The sequence below is a fragment of the Bradyrhizobium lablabi genome (genome assembly GCF_018129385.1).
Lineage (GTDB): Bacteria > Pseudomonadota > Alphaproteobacteria > Rhizobiales > Xanthobacteraceae > Bradyrhizobium > Bradyrhizobium lablabi_C.
The window spans coordinates 43,418-61,658 of sequence record NZ_JAFCLN010000026.1 but is presented as its reverse complement, the minus strand read 5'-3'; the positions used below and the strand labels follow the sequence as shown (position 1 = coordinate 61,658).

Annotated in this window: 21 protein-coding genes; 3 read left to right on the top strand and 18 right to left on the bottom strand. The window is 63.9% G+C overall.

Features of this window, described 5'->3' with window-relative positions:
* Positions 1-76: 76 nt before the first annotated feature.
* The 6 genes from JQ628_RS31620 to JQ628_RS31595 all read right to left on the bottom strand — a co-directional run bounded on the left by JQ628_RS31620 (position 77) and on the right by JQ628_RS31595 (position 4,553).
* A complete protein-coding gene (locus tag JQ628_RS31620) occupies positions 77-646 on the bottom strand; it encodes a MerR family transcriptional regulator (RefSeq protein ID WP_212229728.1) in 570 nt (189 codons plus the stop codon).
* A gap of 32 nt (positions 647-678) precedes the next feature.
* On the bottom strand, positions 679-1,008 hold the full coding sequence (locus tag JQ628_RS31615) for an integration host factor subunit alpha (RefSeq protein ID WP_212229746.1): 330 nt from the start codon (positions 1,006-1,008) through the stop codon (positions 679-681).
* Positions 1,009-1,140: 132 nt separating this feature from the next.
* Positions 1,141-2,121, bottom strand: a complete 981-nt coding sequence (locus JQ628_RS31610) for a beta-ketoacyl-ACP synthase III (RefSeq protein WP_212229726.1) — start codon at positions 2,119-2,121, stop codon at positions 1,141-1,143.
* The gene (gene plsX, locus JQ628_RS31605; RefSeq protein WP_212229724.1) at positions 2,118-3,179 is read right to left on the bottom strand and encodes a phosphate acyltransferase PlsX; all 1,062 of its coding nucleotides are present in this window, start codon (positions 3,177-3,179) and stop codon (positions 2,118-2,120) included. The genes JQ628_RS31610 and plsX overlap by 4 nt, the downstream gene beginning before the upstream one ends.
* A gap of 256 nt (positions 3,180-3,435) precedes the next feature.
* On the bottom strand, positions 3,436-4,005 hold the full coding sequence (locus JQ628_RS31600; RefSeq protein WP_212229722.1) for a YceD family protein: 570 nt from the start codon (positions 4,003-4,005) through the stop codon (positions 3,436-3,438).
* Entirely contained in the window at positions 4,002-4,553 is a 552-nt protein-coding gene (locus JQ628_RS31595; protein WP_212229720.1) for a ubiquinol-cytochrome C chaperone family protein, read from the bottom strand. The genes JQ628_RS31600 and JQ628_RS31595 overlap by 4 nt, the downstream gene beginning before the upstream one ends.
* A gap of 131 nt (positions 4,554-4,684) precedes the next feature.
* Between JQ628_RS31595 and JQ628_RS31590 the strand changes: the two genes are divergently transcribed.
* On the top strand, positions 4,685-5,137 hold the full coding sequence (locus JQ628_RS31590) for an outer membrane protein assembly factor BamE (RefSeq protein ID WP_249128655.1): 453 nt from the start codon (positions 4,685-4,687) through the stop codon (positions 5,135-5,137).
* A gap of 139 nt (positions 5,138-5,276) precedes the next feature.
* Complete coding sequence (locus tag JQ628_RS31585) at positions 5,277-6,284, top strand: Bug family tripartite tricarboxylate transporter substrate binding protein (protein WP_249128653.1); 1,008 nt, start codon at positions 5,277-5,279, stop codon at positions 6,282-6,284.
* An 81-nt stretch (positions 6,285-6,365) separates the two neighbouring features.
* On the opposite strand, the gene JQ628_RS31580 is transcribed toward JQ628_RS31585, so the two are convergent.
* The 8 genes from JQ628_RS31580 to glyA form a co-directional block, all read right to left on the bottom strand.
* A complete protein-coding gene (locus JQ628_RS31580) occupies positions 6,366-8,480 on the bottom strand; it encodes a sodium-translocating pyrophosphatase (RefSeq protein ID WP_212229707.1) in 2,115 nt (704 codons plus the stop codon).
* 209 nt (positions 8,481-8,689) lie between these two features.
* Positions 8,690-9,691, bottom strand: coding sequence for a thiamine-phosphate kinase (thiL, locus tag JQ628_RS31575; protein WP_212229705.1), 1,002 nt, complete (start codon positions 9,689-9,691; stop codon positions 8,690-8,692).
* Positions 9,692-9,848: 157 nt separating this feature from the next.
* Positions 9,849-10,334, bottom strand: coding sequence for a transcription antitermination factor NusB (gene nusB / locus JQ628_RS31570; RefSeq protein ID WP_212229703.1), 486 nt, complete (start codon positions 10,332-10,334; stop codon positions 9,849-9,851).
* 2 nt (positions 10,335-10,336) lie between these two features.
* On the bottom strand, positions 10,337-10,828 hold the full coding sequence (gene ribH / locus JQ628_RS31565) for a 6,7-dimethyl-8-ribityllumazine synthase (protein WP_212229701.1): 492 nt from the start codon (positions 10,826-10,828) through the stop codon (positions 10,337-10,339).
* A 170-nt stretch (positions 10,829-10,998) separates the two neighbouring features.
* Entirely contained in the window at positions 10,999-11,607 is a 609-nt protein-coding gene (locus tag JQ628_RS31560; protein ID WP_212229699.1) for a riboflavin synthase, read from the bottom strand.
* Positions 11,607-12,752 (bottom strand): bifunctional diaminohydroxyphosphoribosylaminopyrimidine deaminase/5-amino-6-(5-phosphoribosylamino)uracil reductase RibD, encoded by a 1,146-nt coding sequence (ribD, locus tag JQ628_RS31555; RefSeq protein WP_212229698.1) that lies wholly within the window; start codon positions 12,750-12,752, stop codon positions 11,607-11,609. The genes JQ628_RS31560 and ribD overlap by 1 nt, the downstream gene beginning before the upstream one ends.
* Positions 12,749-13,231 (bottom strand): transcriptional regulator NrdR, encoded by a 483-nt coding sequence (nrdR, locus tag JQ628_RS31550; protein ID WP_212229695.1) that lies wholly within the window; start codon positions 13,229-13,231, stop codon positions 12,749-12,751. Before nrdR ends, ribD begins: the two co-directional genes overlap by 4 nt.
* 12 nt (positions 13,232-13,243) lie before the next feature.
* On the bottom strand, positions 13,244-14,545 hold the full coding sequence (gene glyA, locus JQ628_RS31545; RefSeq protein ID WP_212229693.1) for a serine hydroxymethyltransferase: 1,302 nt from the start codon (positions 14,543-14,545) through the stop codon (positions 13,244-13,246).
* Between the two features lie 951 nt (positions 14,546-15,496).
* Here glyA and JQ628_RS31540 point away from each other — a divergent pair.
* Positions 15,497-15,673: a hypothetical protein gene (locus JQ628_RS31540; protein WP_212229691.1), complete on the top strand. Its 177-nt coding sequence runs from the start codon at positions 15,497-15,499 to the stop codon at positions 15,671-15,673.
* 165 nt (positions 15,674-15,838) lie between these two features.
* Here the strand turns inward: JQ628_RS31540 and JQ628_RS31535 are convergent, their stop codons facing one another.
* The 4 genes from JQ628_RS31535 to JQ628_RS31520 form a co-directional block, all read right to left on the bottom strand.
* Positions 15,839-16,465, bottom strand: coding sequence for a glutathione S-transferase family protein (locus tag JQ628_RS31535; protein WP_212229689.1), 627 nt, complete (start codon positions 16,463-16,465; stop codon positions 15,839-15,841).
* Between the two features lie 192 nt (positions 16,466-16,657).
* A complete protein-coding gene (locus tag JQ628_RS31530) occupies positions 16,658-16,879 on the bottom strand; it encodes a hypothetical protein (RefSeq protein WP_212229687.1) in 222 nt (73 codons plus the stop codon).
* A gap of 48 nt (positions 16,880-16,927) precedes the next feature.
* Positions 16,928-17,155 carry a hypothetical protein gene (locus JQ628_RS31525; RefSeq protein ID WP_212229685.1) on the bottom strand — a complete coding sequence of 76 codons (228 nt, stop codon included), beginning with the start codon at positions 17,153-17,155 and terminating at the stop codon, positions 16,928-16,930.
* Between the two features lie 148 nt (positions 17,156-17,303).
* Positions 17,304-17,999, bottom strand: a complete 696-nt coding sequence (locus JQ628_RS31520; RefSeq protein ID WP_212229682.1) for a DUF1062 domain-containing protein — start codon at positions 17,997-17,999, stop codon at positions 17,304-17,306.
* Positions 18,000-18,241: the final 242 nt, after the last annotated feature.

The following is an 18,241-nucleotide window of genomic DNA, read 5'->3' as shown; positions in this document are numbered from 1 at the left end:
GCGTCCATCGCGCGGCAGCGCAAGGCACGCAATCTGTCCCGACAGATGCCACAAACGGCTGGTTCCGGCCCGTCGGTCAGCCGTCCTTCAGCGCCTGATCCAGCAATTGCCGGGCCGCGATCAGTTCCTGCAACACGCTTTCCAGCCGGGCACGGTCGGCCTGGCGGACGCCGGCGGCAGCGGCCGGGGCAGCGTCGAGCCCCTTGGCGATGCCGTCCTCGTCATGTTCGAGGAAGCGGAAGTCGATGCCTTCGTCGCCGCCCTCGTAGTCCTCGTCTTCGCTCTCGGCTTCGTAGCCGTGCGCCGCGTCACCCTCTTCCTCGGCAAGGGTTTGCTCGAGCGTCTTCTCGACCGCGCCGAAGGAAGCGGCAACCGAAGCGTCCGCCAGACCCTGCACCGCCTTGATGCCGTGCTCTTTCAGGATCCGCTGCACGCCGCGAATGGTGTAGCCCTCGCCGTACAGGAGCCGGCGGATGCCCTTCAAGAGATCGACGTCGTCGGGGCGGTAGTAGCGGCGGCCGCCGCTGCGCTTCATCGGCTTGATCTGGGCAAACCGCGTTTCCCAGAAGCGCAGGACATGCTGGGGAATGTCGAGTTCGTCAGCGACTTCGCTGATGGTTCGGAACGCATCCGGCGCCTTGTCCAACGCCTGCTCCTTTCAGCCCGATGTCGAGCCGTTCATTCTTCCTTGCCGGCGCCGTTGACGGGCGCATGGCCGTTGATGCGCTGCTTGAGAATCGCCGACGGCTTGAACACCATAACCCGACGCGGCGAGATCGGCACTTCGGTACCGGTCTTCGGATTGCGTCCGATACGCTGCCCCTTCTTGCGCACCATGAAGGAGCCGAACGACGACAGCTTCACCGTTTCGCCTTTCTCAAGACAATCGGTGATTTCCTTCAATACCAGCTCAACGAACGCGGACGACTCGGTCCGCGACAGGCCTACCTTCTGGTAGACCGCCTCGCATAAATCCACGCGTGTGACTGTTTTCCCAGTTCCGGTCATCGCCTGCCCCGCACTCTCGGCGAACAAATTTATTCCCTGAAATTAGGAGGTTAGCCAACAATGGTCAACAGCGAGCATCATGCAAGCGCATGAAAGAACGGTGCAAACTTTATGGATTTTTGGAGGCGCGCTTCACCAGCGCACGAGTGCCGAGCCCCAGGTGAAGCCGCCGCCCATGGCTTCGAACAGCACGAGATCGCCCTTCTTGACGCGCCCGTCCCTGACCGCGACGCACAGCGCCAACGGAATCGAGGCCGCCGACGTATTGCCATGCCGATCGACGGTCAGCACGACTTTCTGCGGCGCAATATGAAGCTTGTGGGCTGAAGCATCGATGATTCGCTTGTTGGCCTGGTGCGGGATGAACCAGTCGATGGCATCGGCGGTCGCGCCGGTCGCATTGAACGCATCGACGATCACGTCGGTGATCATGCCGACCGCATGCTTGAACACTTCCCGGCCTTCCATCCGCAGATGCCCGACGGTCTGGGTCGAGGACGGGCCGCCATCGACATATAATTTCGACTGGTGGCGGCCGTCGGAGCGCAGATGGGTCGTCAGCACGCCGCGGTCGGAGGCGACATTGCCCGGTTGTTCCTGTGCCTCGAGCACGACGGCGCCGGCGCCGTCGCCGAACAGCACGCAAGTGCCGCGATCATTCCAGTCCAGAATCCGCGAAAACGTCTCGGCGCCAATCACCAGCGCCCGCTTGAAGGCGCCGCTGCGCAGGAAATTGTCGGCCGTGGCGAGCGCGAACACGAAGCCGGAGCACACCGCCTGAAGGTCGAAGGCCGCGCCATGGTTGATGCCGAGCCCGTTCTGCACCGCGACCGCGGTTGCCGGAAAGGTGTTGTCCGGCGTCGACGTCGCGAGCACGATCAGGTCGATCGACTGGGCGTCGATGCCGGCGTCGGCCAGCGCGGCCTTCGCGGCGGCGATCCCGAGATGCGAGGTAAATTCCCCGTCGGCTGCGATGTGACGCTGACGGATACCGGTGCGCTGTGTGATCCATTCGTCGGAGGTGTCAACTCGTGCCGCCAGTTCGGCATTGGTCAGCACCTTCTGCGGCAGGTACGAGCCGCAGCCGAGCACGACCGAACGTATTGCAGTCACGAAACAGCCTCCTGTGCGGTCTGCGCCCTGGCCAGCGCGCCGCCGTCGCGATTGAGCATCCCATTGATCTTGGTGAGGAGATCGTTGCGGGCCGTCTCATAGCCAACATTGATCGCATAGGCAAAGCCTTCGGCGTCGGTTCCGCCGTGGCTCTTGACCACCATGCCGGTCAGGCCGAGCAAAACGCCGCCATTGAGCTTGTTGGGGTCCAGCTTGTCGCGCAACGCCCTGAAGGCGCCACGGGCGAACAAATAGCCGATTTTGGCCATCCAGGACTTCGATATTTCGGTGCGGAGGAAGTCGCCGATCTGGCGCGCCGTGCCCTCGGCAACCTTGAGCGCGATATTGCCGGAAAATCCCTCTGATACGACGACATCGGCCGCGCCCTTGCTGATGCCGTCGCCCTCGACAAAGCCGACATATTCGAGCTGGGGCAGGTTCATTGCGCGCAGCAATTCGGCCGCCTCGCGAATCTCCTCGTGGCCCTTGATCTCCTCGACCCCGATATTGAGGAAGCCGACCGTGGGCCGCTGGAGGTCGAACAGCACGCTCGCCATCGCGCTGCCCATGACAGCCATTTGCACCAGATGCTGCGCATCGCCGCCGATGGTGGCGCCGAGATCCAGCACGACGGAATCGCCCCGCTTCGTCGGCAATACCGCGGCAATCGCCGGACGGTCGATTCCGGGCACCGTGCGCAGGCAGAACCGCGCCATCGCCATCAGTGCGCCGGTGTTGCCGGCCGAGACCGCAACGTCTGCCTCGCCCTTCTTCACCGCTTCGATCGCCAGCCACATCGACGAAGTCTTGCGGCCGCGGCGCAGCGCCTGGCTCGGCTTGTCATGCATGCTGACGGCAACATCCGTGTGGATGACGCGGGAGGCCGCCTTCAGCTTGGGATGCTTTTCCAGTTCAGGATCGATCCTGGCGCGGTCGCCGAATAACAGGAATTCAGTGTCGGGATGCCGGATCAATGCGGTGGCGGCGCCGGGAATGACCACCGATGCGCCTACATCGCCACCCATGGCGTCAAGCGCGATTCGAACCTTTTGCGGCATCCCGGAAACCTGATTCCTCGTGTCCAACGTGTTCGGCCGCGTAACTCAAAGCCGTCGCAAATGTCGCACCCCGGCGGGCGGCGACAATAACGTTTCCGGGCTCCGAAACAACCCGTTGATGTCCGGGAACCGGCCGCCGCGGACGAATTCGCCACACGAAAATAAATCAAGCAAAATCAATCCATTATAAGCAATGATTGAATTCTCGCGCAAGCCGCTTCGCTTGGGACGTGAGTTCGGCCATGCCGGCGGTGCGCTATTTCTTTTTGGGAGCTTTGCGCGGCTTCGCCTTCAGCGCTTTTAGCGCGGCGAAGGGATGATCTTTCGGATCAGGCGGCGTGTTCTCGTGATCGAATACGGCGTCGGCCTTGCGTGGATAGGGATCGATAGCGAGAAACAGCGCGTCGGTGGCAACCCGGCCGAGATCGATGACGCCGTTGACGATCGGCTCCGGCGGGTCGGGCGTTTCCGCGACGCTTTCATTCGCGTCATCGACGAGGTCGGCCAGTTGCGGGATTTGCTCCGGCGGCGCGAAGATCAGGTCAATCGGCTCGTCGATATCGTTCTCGATGGGATCGAGCGTCACCACGCAGGTCTGGCCGACGCGCGCCCGAACACTTCCTGCGAGGTGGAAACGGCCGCCGCTCATCGGCCTCACGTCGAACGATGCATGCGCCGACAGCACCTCGCGCAGCCCTGCGACATCGGCCATGGCCTTGCGCACAGCCTCGTCTGCATCGAGCTCGCGATGCAAGCCGTCCTCCGGTATCTGAAGCACGGCCACCGGGACGCGCCAGGGATCAGACTTGGGGTCGGGCTTGTTCATGGTTCTGCCCTCGCCTTTTCCGACAAGGGAAATCTGAAGCTGCCGTCGCGCAACGCCGCCTCGCTCGATGCCGCCAACGCGGCCATGGCGGTTTCGGCATAGGCGGCGAGCGCGCGCGCCTTTTCAATCTTCTCGCCGTCCAGGACGTTCTTGCAGAGCGCCTGCGCGAACGCCTCGCGGCCCTCCGTCAGCGCCATGTCATAGGCCACCGACCGGCCGTAGAAGGCCTCGCCGAAAGCCCGCATGCGCTTGGGCACTGCGAGATCGCCCACGCCCATTTCCCGCAAATTGTCGTCCATGTCCTCGCAAAAATGGTCGAACAGCGCCTGAGATAGGCCCGTTCCGGCCTCAACCGATTTCAGCCGCCGCAACATCAGCCATAAATGCAGCAGCAGCAGATCAAAACGCCCATTAACCGTGTCAGGGACGCCCAAGTCCCGGTAAAACAACGGTTCTCGCGCTTGCGTCACGATCATGCCATAGATGGCTTCAATGGTGCCGCGCGGGGCGACCTGGGGTTTCCTGAAGTGATTAAACGGCCAAAGCATCGTGGGTTCCGCATGCGAGCCCGACCGGCCCGCGCCTGTTGCAATCGGATGCGCTGCCCGGTACGTCAACGCCTCGCCGTGCGCAAGGGGACGGATCAGTTCCACATATGATCGAATTCGGCCAGACAGGAATGAGCGCGGCCCCGCTGCGCGGTATGTTGGCACGCTGGCGCGCAGTTACGGCCGTTGCCGCCGTTTGCCTCGCGCTGGGCGCGTGCGCCGGCGAGCAATTCCAGAAGGGCTATATCCTGCCGCCGGGCGCGCTCGAGCAGATTCCGATCGGCGCCAGCCAGGACCAGGTGCTGATCGTGATGGGCACGCCTTCCACCGTCGCTACGCTCAACGGCGAGGTGTTTTACTACATCTCGCAGCGAACGGAGCGGAAGGTCGCGTTCATGAACCAGCAGGTCGTCGACCAGCGGGTGATCGCGATCTATTTCGACAGGAATCGCCAGGTGCAGCGGCTCGCCAATTACGGCCTGAAGGACGGCAGGATCTTCGACTTCATCAGCCGTACGACGCCGACGTCGGGCCAGGAACTCAGCTATCTGACACCGCTGTTCAAGCTGCTCAGCTTCAACTGATAATTCCGTATTGCGGTCAGACCCATCGGCGCCCTGCCTCGCCGAAGGGATGAACCCCTGCGCCAAGGCGCCGCTTGCCGGACTGTTCCGTACTCCCTACGCTCGCCGTCAAAGCAATAACCAGCAGGGAGAGAAGACGTTGACTACCAAATCCTTTTCGCGCCGACGCATACTGACCGGAGCCGCCGCGCTCTCGACCGCCGCCATCCTTCCGCGTGCGAGTCTCGGCGCCGGAGACTGGCGGCCGACCGAAACCGTTCGACTGATCGTTCCGGCCGCCGCCGGCGGCAGCACCGACGTGATGGGCCGCATGCTGGCCGCACATCTACAGACTGCGTGGGGCCAGTCGGCCATCGTGGAGAACCGCTCGGGTGGCGGCGGCACGATCGGGACGGCTGAAGTCGTGCGCAACAAGGGCGACGGCCACACCATCCTGGTCGGCAACCCCGGCCCCAACGCCATCGCCTACAGCATCTTCCGCAACCTGACCTACAAGTCCGATCAGCTCCAGCCGGTCAGCAATCTGATCCGGATTCCGAACATCGTCTCGTCCCATCCTTCGACCGGGATCAAGTCGATTCCCGAGTTGATCGCGTTCATCAAGGCCAATCCGGACAAGCTGAACTATGCCTCCTCCGGCGTCGGGCAGAGCCCTCACCTCACGGCCGCATGGTTCCTACAGTTGACCGGCTTGAAGATGCAGCACGTGCCGTTCCGCGGCGCGGGCCCCGCATTGCAGGCGGCGCTCGCCGGCGACATCCAGATCCTGTTTGACAATTTGTATCCCACGCTGCCGCAGGTCGAGGCCGGCAAGCTCACCGGCCTTTGCGTCACGACCCCGGAGCGCAGCGCCTCAGCCCCCAACCTTCCGACCATGCGGGACGGTGCACCGGAGCTGGCGAAATTCGACGTCTCCTCATGGTTCGGCATTTTCCTGCCGAAGGCGGCGCCCGCTCCCGTGATCGATGCGCTCAACAAGGAGATCAAGGTGTTTTTGGAGCGCGAGGACACCAAAAAGAACATTGCCGCGATGGGCGCCCGCACCGACTACGGCACGCCGCAGCAGTTTTCCGATTTCATCACTGCCGAGACCGCGAAGTTCGGCGAGATCATCAAGCGCGAAGGCTTGCAGATGGATGTGAACTGAGGCGGCGGCGTCTCTCCGTTCCGCCAAACAAGAACCCCGCGGCGCGAGCCGCGGGGTTCTTCTTTTGCGATGTAGCCGTGCTCAGTGCGCGAGGATCGCGAGCAGCAGCAGCGCCACGATGTTGGTGATCTTGATCATCGGGTTGACCGCGGGGCCGGCCGTGTCCTTGTAGGGATCGCCGACGGTGTCGCCGGTCACGGCCGACTTGTGGGCATCCGAGCCCTTGCCGCCGTAGTGGCCGTCCTCGATGTACTTCTTGGCGTTGTCCCAGGCGCCGCCGCCCGAGGTCATCGAGATGGCGACGAACAGACCGGTGACGATCACGCCGAGCAGCATGGCGCCGACGGCCGAGAACGCCGCCGACTTGCCGGCCGCGCCGCCGCCTGCGATCGCGTAGATCAGGAAGTAGACCACGATCGGCGAGAGCACCGGCAGCAGCGACGGAATGATCATTTCCTTGATCGCCGCCTTGGTCAGGAGGTCGACCGCCTTGCCGTAGTCCGGCTTGTCGGTGCCCTGCATGATGCCCGGCTTTTCGCGGAACTGGCGGCGCACCTCTTCGACGATCGCACCGGCCGCACGGCCCACCGCGGTCATGCCCATCGCGCCGAACAGATACGGCAGCAAGCCGCCGAACAAGAGGCCCACCACGACGTAGGGATTGTTGAGCGAGAAGTCCGGAGCGACGCCGGCGAAGTAGGCGTTCTTGCTGGCGATGAAGAACTTGAGATCTTCATTGTAGGCCGCAAACAGCACCAGCGCGCCGAGACCGGCCGAGCCGATCGCATAGCCCTTGGTGACCGCCTTGGTGGTATTGCCGACCGCGTCCAGCGCGTCGGTCGACTTGCGGACTTCCTTCGGCAGGCCGGCCATTTCGGCGATGCCGCCGGCGTTGTCGGTGACCGGGCCGAACGCGTCGAGCGCGACGATCATGCCGGCCAGCGCCAGCATGGTGGCGGTCGCGATCGCGATGCCGAACAGGCCGGCAAGGCTGTAGGTGACGAGAATGCCGGCGATGATCACGATCGCGGGACCTGCGGTCGCTTCCATCGAGATCGCCAGACCCTGGATCACGTTGGTGCCGTGGCCGGTGACCGATGCGGCCGCGATCGACTTCACCGGACGATAGTCCGTGCCGGTGTAGTATTCGGTGATCCAGATGATCAGCGCAGTGACGACGAGGCCGACGACGCCGCATTGGAACAGCGCCAGACCCGTGTACGGCACGCCCGCGAGCGGACCGAAGCCGACAAGGTAGTAGATCACGAGGGCAAGGCCTGCGAGCGACAGGATGCCGGTCGCGATCAGGCCCTTGTACAGTGCGCCCATGATCGACTGGCTGGCGCCGAGCTTGACGAAGAAGGTGCCGATGATCGAGGTGATGATGCAGATGCCGCCGATGGCGAGCGGCAGGGTCATCATGTTCACCAGCAGCGGCGAAGTCGCAAAGAAGATCGCGGCAAGCACCATGGTGGCGACCGCCGTCACCGCATAGGTCTCGAACAGGTCGGCGGCCATACCGGCGCAGTCACCGACGTTGTCGCCGACGTTGTCGGCGATGGTCGCCGGGTTGCGCGGATCGTCCTCGGGAATGCCGGCCTCGACCTTGCCGACGAGGTCGCCGCCGACGTCCGCACCCTTGGTGAAGATGCCGCCGCCGAGACGGGCGAAGATCGAGATCAGCGAAGCACCGAAGCCGAGCGCGACCAGCGCGTCGACCACGACGCGGTCGTTGGCCTTCAAGCCCATGACCTGGGTGAGATAGGCGAAGTAGATGGTGACGCCGAGCAGCGCGAGGCCGGCCACCAGAAGACCTGTGATCGCACCGGCCTTGAAGGCGAGCTCAAGTCCGCCCGCCAGCGACGTCGTCGCCGCCTGCGCGGTGCGGACGTTGGCGCGGACCGAGACGTTCATGCCGATGAAGCCGGCAGCACCCGACAGGATCGCGCCGATCGCAAAGCCGATCGCCACCAGCATGCCGAGGAAGTAGGCCAGCAGCGCGAAGATCACGACGCCGACGATGCCGATCGTGGTGTACTGGCGGCGCAGATAGGCCTGCGCGCCCTCGCGCACCGCAGCGGCGATTTCCTGCATCCGCGGATTGCCGGCGTCAGCCTTCAGAACGGAAGCCGTCGCCCAGATGGCGTAAACGATCGAAAGTACTCCGCAGAGCACGATCATCCATAGTGCTGTCATTGAATGTGCCTCAGATCCCTGGTGTCATCCCCACGCCGGCGCCGCGGACGCGGCGGGCGCATAAAAAGGAGGCCTTCCCTGCCCAATAGGGCGGCCTCAAATCGGCCGGGACCATGCCAAAATCGCACCCCCGGCGCAACGCCGCCAAGGGGAAAAACCGTCGATTTCGGCAGCTATTTACGCCCGGAAGCGTGGTTTTCATCAGATTCTCAAAAATGGCTCCAGGAGCGGCGGGTCAGCACAAGTTCCCTGCCCTGCGCGTCGAGAAACGAGGGCACGTTGGTGCCGGCGATGATCGCGCCGATCGAGGCCACGGCCACGCCGGCCTGCCGGGCGGCCGCCGCGAAGGTTTCGAAGCGGTCTTCAGGAATGGTGCAGAGGATTTCGTAATCGTCGCCGCCGGAGATCAATGTCTCGAGCTTTGCGACGCCCTGCCCGAACAGCGCGGTAGCGACGGGCGATAGCGGAATGCTGGATGCGTCGATCGCGGCAGAGACGCCGGAGGCGGCGCAGAGTTTTGTCAGATCGCCGGCGAGGCCGTCGGAGACGTCCATCGCCGCGCTGGCGTGATCGCGCACCGCGACGGCAAGCGCATTGCGCGGCCGCGGCACGCGGTAACGGCCGGTGAGCATCTCTCGCGCTGCCGCATCGGCAGCGAGCGCTTTGGCTGCAGCACCGCCATTGAGGATATCGAGGCCGAGCACGCCGTCGCCGATCGTTCCGGTCACAACGACCCGGTCGCCCGGCTTGGCGCCGGAGCGATGAACCATCTTGCCGGTCGGCACCCGCCCGAGCGCGGTGATCGAGATCGTCATCGGACCCGGTGTGGAGACGGTGTCGCCGCCCAGCAGCGGGCAACCGAACAGAGCAGCATCCTCGCCCAGCGCCTGCGCGAACGGCTTCAGCCAGGTGTCGTCGGCCGTCCGCAATGCCAGCGTCATCACGAAGCCGGCCGGCGTTGCGCCCTTGGCAGCGAGATCGGACAGGTTCACGCGCAGCGCCTTGCGCGCGATGGTGTCGGGCGGATCATTCGGCAAGTAGTGCACGCCCTCGACGATGGCATCCGTCGTGACCACGATGTCCTCGCCCTGCGCCCTCAGCGCGGCCGCATCGTCATCGAGGCTGAACGCGCCGGCATCGGTCGCGATCGGCTTGAAGTAGCGCGCGATCAGCGAGTCTTCACCGGACGGGTTCGGGTTTCCGCTGGTCATCCCGTCATCCTGAGGTGCGAGCTCTTGCGAGCCTCAAAGGATGGACGGCCCGGATGCTGCGGCGGCCGCGCCACGCCGTCGTCCTTCGAGGCCTTCGCTTCGCTACGGCACCTCAGGATGACGGCTACGGCCGGAATCATCTTCCGCTTACCTCCACCTACCGCACAAACTCGTCGGCGCGGAACTGGCGTGCGATCTGGTCGAGCACGGCGTTGACCATGCCGGTTTCGTCCTTTTCGACGAAGGCATGCGCGACGTCGACATATTCGGAAACGACGACGCGGCCGGGCACGTCCTTGCGGTGTTCCAGCTCGTAGGAGCCGGCGCGCAGCACGGCGCGCAGGATCGCGTCGATGCGCTTCAGCGGCCAGCCCTTTGACAGGGCATCGTCGATCAGGGGATCGAGCCTGGCCTGATCGCGCACCACGCCGGAGACGATGTCGCGGAAGAAGGCAGCTTCCGCCGGCAGGTATTTTTCGCCCTCCACCTCGTTGCCGATCCAGTGGCTCTCGAACTCGGCGAACACGTCGTTGATGCCGGCGCCAGCGATATCCATCTGGTAGAGTGCCTGCACGGCGGCGAGCCGGGCCGCACCGCGCCGGTTGGCCTTCCTCTCTGCCGGTTTTTTGCTGCTTTCGGCCATGGTCAGGATTTTGCCAGACGGCGTTTGATGCGCAACATCGCAAGCGCCGCGCGCGCGGCATCGCCGCCCTTGTTGAGCTCAGAAGCGCGCGCCCTCGCCCAGGCTTGTTCCTCCGTGTTGACGGTGATGATGCCGTTGCCGAGCGGAAACTTTCGCGCCACCGCCAGATCCATCAGCGCGCGCGAGGATTCGATCGAGACGATCTCGAAATGAATGGTGTCGCCGCGGATGACGCAGCCGAGCGCGATCACGGCGTCATAGGGCTTTCCGGTCTTCTCGGCGGCATCGAGCGCGATCGCGATTGCAGCCGGGATTTCCAGCGAGCCGGTTACCGTAATGACGTCGTGGGAGACGCCGGCCGCCTTGAGCTCGGCCAGCGCGCCTTCCAGCATCGCGTCCTGGATGTCGTCATAGAACCGCGCCTCGACGATCAGCGCGCGTGCGCCCGCGATGTCGGTCGTGTCTTTCAGGGGTGCGCGCCGCGCGTCTGCCATAAGCTCTTTCCACTCGCTCGGTCCTCATCCTGAGGAGCGGCCTTCGGCCGCGTCTCGAAGGATGACTTGTTTTTCGGACCTTCATGGTTCGAGACGGCGCTGCGCGCCTCCTCACCATGAGGGGTTGGCGGCGTTGTAGGCGCGACGGCCTGCAATGCCAAGGGTCGCCGTCACTTCATTTCCGACAGCCGCGCCGCATAGCGCGCCATCAGATCGACTTCGATATTGACCTCGCTGCCGGCGCGCCATGCGCCGAGCGTGGTGACATTGAGCGTGTGCGGGATGATCAGCACCGAAAATGTCACGTCCTGCACGGTGTTGACCGTCAGCGAGACGCCATCCAGCGTCACGGAACCCTTTGCCGCGATGAAACGCGCGAGCTCCCGCGTGGTTCGCAGCTCGAAGCGGGCCATATCGGGCAGATCGTCGCGCTTTTCGATGGTCGCGATGCCGTCGGCATGGCCGGCCACGATGTGGCCGCCGAGTTCATCGCCGATTTTCAGCGCGCGCTCGAGATTGAGTTTGGTTCCGGTTGCCCAGTGCTTTGCCGTGGTCATGCCCAGCGCCTCGGCTGCGGCATCGACGTCGAACCAGGTCTTGCCGCCGTCGACGCCCGAGGCGACCACCGTGAGGCACACGCCGTTGCAGGCGATCGAGGCGCCATCGGCGATGGTTGACTGGTCATAGCGGCAGGCGATGCGCATGCGGTGCAACTGCCCCTGCGCCACTGGCTTCAGGCTGGCGATCTCGCCGACATCGGTGACAATACCCGTGAACATCAGGCACGCTCATAAGCAGTAAGGGAGTCTTTTCCGAGCGTCTCGCTAGCACGGACCTTGAACGCGGGCGACTGCGTGATTGCGGCGAGCGGCAATGCGTTCAGCGCGGGAACGCCGTCGGCGCCGACGGTATCGGGTCCGCGCAGCAGCCAGATTTCGTCGACCAGATCAGCCGAAATGAACGACGACGCCACTCGTGCACCGCCTTCGACCATCAGCCGCGTGATGCCTTTTTCCGCCAGCGCATGCAGCACGGCGGGCAGATCAAGCCCCGCCGTTGTAGGGGCGATACGGATCACCTGCGCGCCGGCGGCGCCGAGCTTCATCGCGGCGGGCGCTTCGGCGGTTTCCGACGCGATCACCCAGAGCGGCGTCTGGCGGGCGGAATGCACGAGTTTGCCGGTGCCGGGAATGCGCAAGCTGCGGTCCAGCACCACCCGCACCGGCGAGCGGGACTCCATGCCCGGCAGGCGGCAGGTCAGCATGGGATCGTCGGCCAGCACGGTGCCGATGCCGACGAGGATGGCATCGCACTGCGCGCGCAGGAGATGAACGCGCGTCTTCGCCGCCTCGCCCGTGATCGCGACCGGCCTGTGGCCGGCGGCGGCGATCTTGTCGTCGGCGGAGACCGCCAGCTTGAGGATGACGTGCGGGCGCTTGTCGCGGATGCGGCGGAAATGGCCGGCATGGTCGTGGGCGGCTTCCGCGGCGCAGAGGCCGATATCCACGGCGATGCCAGCGGCGCGGAGTCTGGCGTGGCCTTGGCCTGCGACCTCCGGATTGGGGTCCTCGATTGCGGAGACGACGCGGGCAATGCCGGATGCAATCACCGCATCGACGCAAGGCGGCGATTTGCCGAAATGCGAGCATGGCTCCAGCGTCACGTAGAGCGTGGCGCCCCTCGCCGCCTCGCCGGCGCGCCGTAGGGCTTCCGGCTCGGCATGCGGGCGGCCGCCGGGCTGGGTCCAGCCGCGGCCGACGATGATGCCATCTTTCACCACCACCGCGCCGACGGCGGGGTTGGGCCAGGTGCGGCCCTGCCCGCGGCGGCCGAGCGTAAGCGCAAGCTCCATGAAACGCCGGTCCGCGGCTTTCGCTTCTTTGGATTTCTGCGCGAACTGGTCTTCCAGGATCCGGAAGATCATTTGCGTATCGTGGCGAGCCGCGCGTCCTCTTCACTGGAGAGTTCGCCCAGCACGGCTTCAAAATCCTTGGCCTCGCGGAAATTGCGGTAGACCGAGGCGAAGCGGACATAGGCGACGTCGTCGAGCTGGCGCAGATGCTCCATCACGATCTCGCCGATCGCCTCCGACGAGACCTCCGCCTCGCCGCCGCTTTCGAGCTCGCGCACGATCGCGGACACCATCTTCTCCAGCCGCTCGGCATCCACGGGGCGCTTGCGCAAGGAGATTTGCAGCGAGCGCACCAGCTTGTCGCGGTCGAACGGCACGCGGCGGCCGTTGCGCTTGATGACGGTGAGTTCGCGGAGCTGCACCCGCTCGAAGGTGGTGAAGCGGAAATTGCAGGCGATGCACACCCGCCGCCGCCGGATCACGGCGGAATCCTCGGTCGGACGCGAGTCCTTTACCTGCGTATCGAGACTGTTGCAGCTTGGACAGCGCATCCGGCGAGGACCTTAAGTGTAGATCGGGAAGCGATCGGTGAGCGCTTTGACCCGTTCCTTGATCGCAGCTTCCACCAGCGGCGCCTTGCCGTCCGACGACTGCGCCAGCGCGTTCAGGACTTCGGCGATCATACCTCCGACCTGCTTGAACTCGGCAACGCCGAAGCCGCGCGTGGTCGCCGCCGGGGTGCCGAGACGCAGGCCCGAGGTGACGAACGGGGTTTCCGGATCGAACGGGATGCCGTTCTTGTTGCAGGTGATGGCGGCGCGGACCAGCGCCTTTTCCGAAACGTTGCCCTTCAGCCCCTTCGGCCGCAGGTCGACCAGCATCAGGTGATTGTCGGTTCCACCCGAGACGATGTCGAGGCCATGCCCGCGCAACGTTTCCGCCAGAGCCTTGGCGTTTTCGACGACGTTCTTGGCGTAGATCTTGAAGTCGGGACGCAGCGCTTCGGCCAGCGCCACCGCCTTGGCGGCGATGACATGCATCAGCGGGCCGCCCTGGAGGCCCGGGAAGATCGCCGAGTTCAGCTTCTTGGTGAGCGCCTCGTCGTTCCACAGCATCAGGCCGCCACGCGGGCCGCGCAGCGATTTGTGCGTGGTGGTGGTCGTCACATGCGCGTACGGCACCGGCGAAGCATGCACGCCGCCCGCAACCAGACCGGCGAAGTGCGCCATGTCCACCATCAGATAAGCGCCGATGCTGTCGGCGATCTCGCGGAAGCGCTTGAAGTCCCACGCGCGCGAATAGGCGGAGCCGCCGGCAATGATCAGTTTCGGCTTCACCTGCTCGGCCTGCTTCGCCACCGCATCCATGTCGATGAGCTGATCCTCACGGCGCACGGTGTAGTGCGCGGCCTTGAACCACTTGCCGGACATGTTGACGGGCGAGCCGTGGGTGAGATGGCCGCCGGCCGCCAGGTCGAGGCCCATGAAGGTGTCGCCGGGCTGGAGCAGCGCCAGGAACACCGCCTGGTTCATCTGGCTGCCGGAGTTCGGCTGCACGTTGGCGAAGTTCGCGCCGAACAGCTTTTTCGCGCGCTCGATCGCCAGCGTCTCGGCGACGTCGACCCATTCGCAACCGCCGTAGTAGCGCGCGCCCGGATAGCCTTCCGCATATTTGTTGGTCATCACCGAGCCCTGCGCTTCCAGCACGGCGCGGCTGACGATGTTTTCCGAGGCGATCAGCTCGATCTCATGGCGCTGCCGGCCGAGTTCGCCCTTGATCGCGGCGGCGATTTCCGGGTCGGCCTCGGCAAGGGTGGCCCTGAAGAACGAGTCGGGCGCGGACGCGGTTTTGGCGGAAGAGCTCATCGGCGAAATATCTCCACCGCCGCAGCCACTTAAGGGGACTGCGGGCGGTCTTGGGTGGCGGTCGGAAGATGGTCCCTGCCGGATACCATATCGGGCCGGAATGGCCAAGCCATTGCGGTAGCCGGTTGATATTTATGCAAGATATGGTGGGGGATGGCGGGGGTGGCAAGGTTCCGGCCTGGGCTCAAACACCGGTCGTCACCCCCGCGCATGCGGGGGTCCAGTACGCCGCGGCTTTTCGGTTCTATCACGGCGGCCTCTGGAATACTGGATCCCCGCATACGCGGGGATGACGACTGAATGTGTGTTTGCGTTCTCGCGACGCGATTTGCATCCGAGCTTTTCCAATCTCATCGCGCCTCTAACGAGAGAGGGCGCAGGGAATGCCGGGTGCGCGCTGCACCCGAGGTCTCGTGTGCGCTGCTTGCGCAACGAAAAAATGCACACGAGCATACAGGTGAGCGGAGAACACTCCGACATCCCCTGCGCAATGGCTTTACGGCTTATACGTGATCTTCCCGGTGAGAGCGCTTTGTTGTCACCGTCGCCTTGCGGATAGCTCCGCAAGACTTAGCGCCTGCATAGCGGCGCCAGAACCACACGACTTCGCCGTACGCCTCGACGTTTTCGTCTGGTGAAATTCACCACGCCAAAGCGTCCACCGCACCTCATCCCAACGTTCGGTGACGACGGCCGACGCCCCTCATCGGAATGAGACGGCAACACCAATACTTCTGATTTTCAGAATTGAAAAGCGAAATATTTTTGCGCGGCGGGCTGGACAGGTTTTCGCTGATTTGCCCGACGGAACAAAGTGCTTGAGATAGCTCGCGAATTCGAACGACGGCGGGACAGACGCGACAACGCGCCGCTGTCACCCGATCGTGAAGCGGCCGTCCGTTCTTCTGCCAAGACTAATCCTTAGGTGAGTCCCGAAAGAGGAATCACCCAATGACCGAAGCATCGGTACTCCGGCAGAAGGCCGAAATGTTCGAACAGCGCGCGGACAGCGCGGCCGATCCCATCTCGAGGCAGCATTATCGCGAGATGGCGGCGCACTATCGCAAGCTTCTGGTCGAACACCTTGACGAGCACTCGTATGAGTTGACTGACTGGCAGCGGCCGTAACTTGCCCTACGCTATGGCCGCGTTCGCGTCAGCGAGACCCTGCCCGGCAACGGGCGATACGGCCTGAAACCGCGCCGCACGGGCGGCGTTGGCGGTCATTCGCGTGGCTGTCAGCCGCAGGAAGTACAACGACAAGCCTGGATTGCGCTCACAGCTTTTTCAGCTCTAGCTCGCCAGCCGGTAGACTCCGCCCTTCTCCACCGAGCGCTTGAAGGCCGGCCGGGCGTGCATCCGAGTCAGCCAGGCGGCGTAGTTCGGATACGCCGCGAGCTTGCCGAACGACCTCGCCACTTCAGCCACAAAACTCATTTGGATATCGGCGCCGCTCAGGGACAGGCCGACGAAGAACTCGCGGCCGGCGAGTTCGCTTTCGATATAGCCGAGGTGATTGGCGATCTCGCTCTCGATGCGCGGATGCAGCGGCGCGCCCGCCTCCTTCAGCCGGGAGACATAGAGGTTGAGCATCAGCGGCAGCATCGCCGAGCCCTCCGAATAATGCAGCCATTCGTTATAGGTCTCGTACTCCGCGCTGCCGGGCGCCGGCATCATGGCGCCTTTGCCATAGCGGCGGATGACATAATCGACAATCGCAGCCGACTCTGCGATGCGCACATCGCCATCGGCGATAACGGGCGATTTGCCGAGCGGATGGATTTGCTTCAGCTCCGGCGGCGCCAGCCTTGTCTGGGCATTGCGCTGATATTGCTTGAGCTCATAGGGCGTGCCGAGCTCTTCCAGCAGCCAGAGGATACGCTGCGAGCGGGAATCGTTGAGGTGGTGGAGCGTGAGCATGTGCGTTTCTCCCGGCTTTCTAGTTGGGCCGAGGTGTAGCAGACATTATTGGTGATGTGCAGCGAACCAGAAGCTCGTGTCCCGGACGCGGTGCAGCGGTAACGCTGCTCAGCAGAGCCGGGACCTACTGTCGCAGCAATATGGACCCCGGCTCGGCAGCGCACCGCTACGCGTTCGGGGAACGCAGAGTCTCTACAGCCCCGTATACCCGGCCTTCACAGGATCATTGCTGCCGTCGAGCTGGCGCAAATACGTCAGCCCGCACACCGTGAGCCGGTGTGTGTCCCGCTCGCCGGCTTCGACCAGCGTGGTGAGATATTCCGTCACCTTCTCGCGCGCCTCGTCGTTGGCGGCAGCGGTGCGGTTCATCAGCAGATCGTAGGTCTGCATGATGCGGTCGATGGCGGCTTCCATGGGATGGCTGGCTCCGGTTGAGGGAAACGGGTCAGTCTTGAGTGAAGCTCACTCGATCAGCGTCTCGGCCTCGTATCTGGCGATCGCCTTGTTGGCGAGCCTGAGCCTGTTGAATTCGCCGCGGCGAAACATCTCGACGATGATGCCAAGCAGCCGCTCGTTGGTGACGAGGTTGTCGGGCATCGCGCCGGCCTTGCGCAGATAGTTGGAAGCGATGGCGTAAGCTTCGCCCACCGCCTCGACATTCATGACCTGCAAACCGCGCTCAACCAACATCTTTTCGAATTCCTTTCGCAACGCACATAATAAAGCTGAGCGCGGAAATAAGTTCCAATTCGGGAAATCGGCCGCTTTTCCACAAAGCAAAAGGTCGCAGCGGACCGGAAGCCGGGCGCGAAGCGTTCTTCAGGAAAGCACAGATATATCAATCCGCTGGCGGCGCTTTCGGAGATTCGGGTTCGCATCCGTGCTCCACTTCGCCTGGAGTCACATTCTCGCCAACGGCCAGGGATCTCCAGGTCGGACGCCGGTCATCCGCACCGGACAAGTCCACCGTGATGCGAAAGCCATCTCTGATCCGCCGCCGCAGCACATCCGCACGATCCGGAGTTCCAGTCAGCAAGCCGGCTTCGTGCAAGGCGCTCACTTGCGAACGGGAGACGCGCAACTCGGATGCGAGCAGGCGATCGAGGCGCAAACTGACCGGAACGGAAATCGAAAACTCGATCTCCAGAAACTTCCAATCCGCAGCTTCGCGCAGTAGCTCCTTGCGTACTTCGCAATCGGCTGACACGTCGATCCGGTGGGTGCTCCTCTTGAGCGCCTCGAGGTCGAACGCCCGCGCGCGTATCCAATGGGGGTCGTTGGATTGCAGCGCCGCCAGCGTGGCGGAATCGATGTCGCCAACATTCCTGCGCTCGAAGATCGTCCGATTCCACGTCCCCTCGCAGCTTGTGCATTTATAGATGAGCCATGCATCGAGCTTGCGGCCATTGGCATTGAGCCTGATCTTGCCGCTGCTCTGAAATGGTCGAAACCCTCCGCATGCGCGGCAGGCGATCCAGGGTTGGGGAGCTATTCTGGGAACAAGAGTCCAACGCACCTGAAGCAGATTGCACATGCCGTCCCGGTCTTCCGTTCGGAAGTCCACCAGGATGGGAGCGCGAGACAGTCCTTACCGGACGCGGCGTGGCAATACGGGTGTGTGGCTAAAGAGCTGCGCGAGACTGCGCGTGGCACATGCTGACGATGCCAGACCGGTCTCATGCCGCCACCCGACGAACGCAATGATACGCCGGCAAGCGTTGCCGCCGGCGTACGGGCGAAACTGGATTGAGACCGGTGTTTATCTGGGCAACGTAG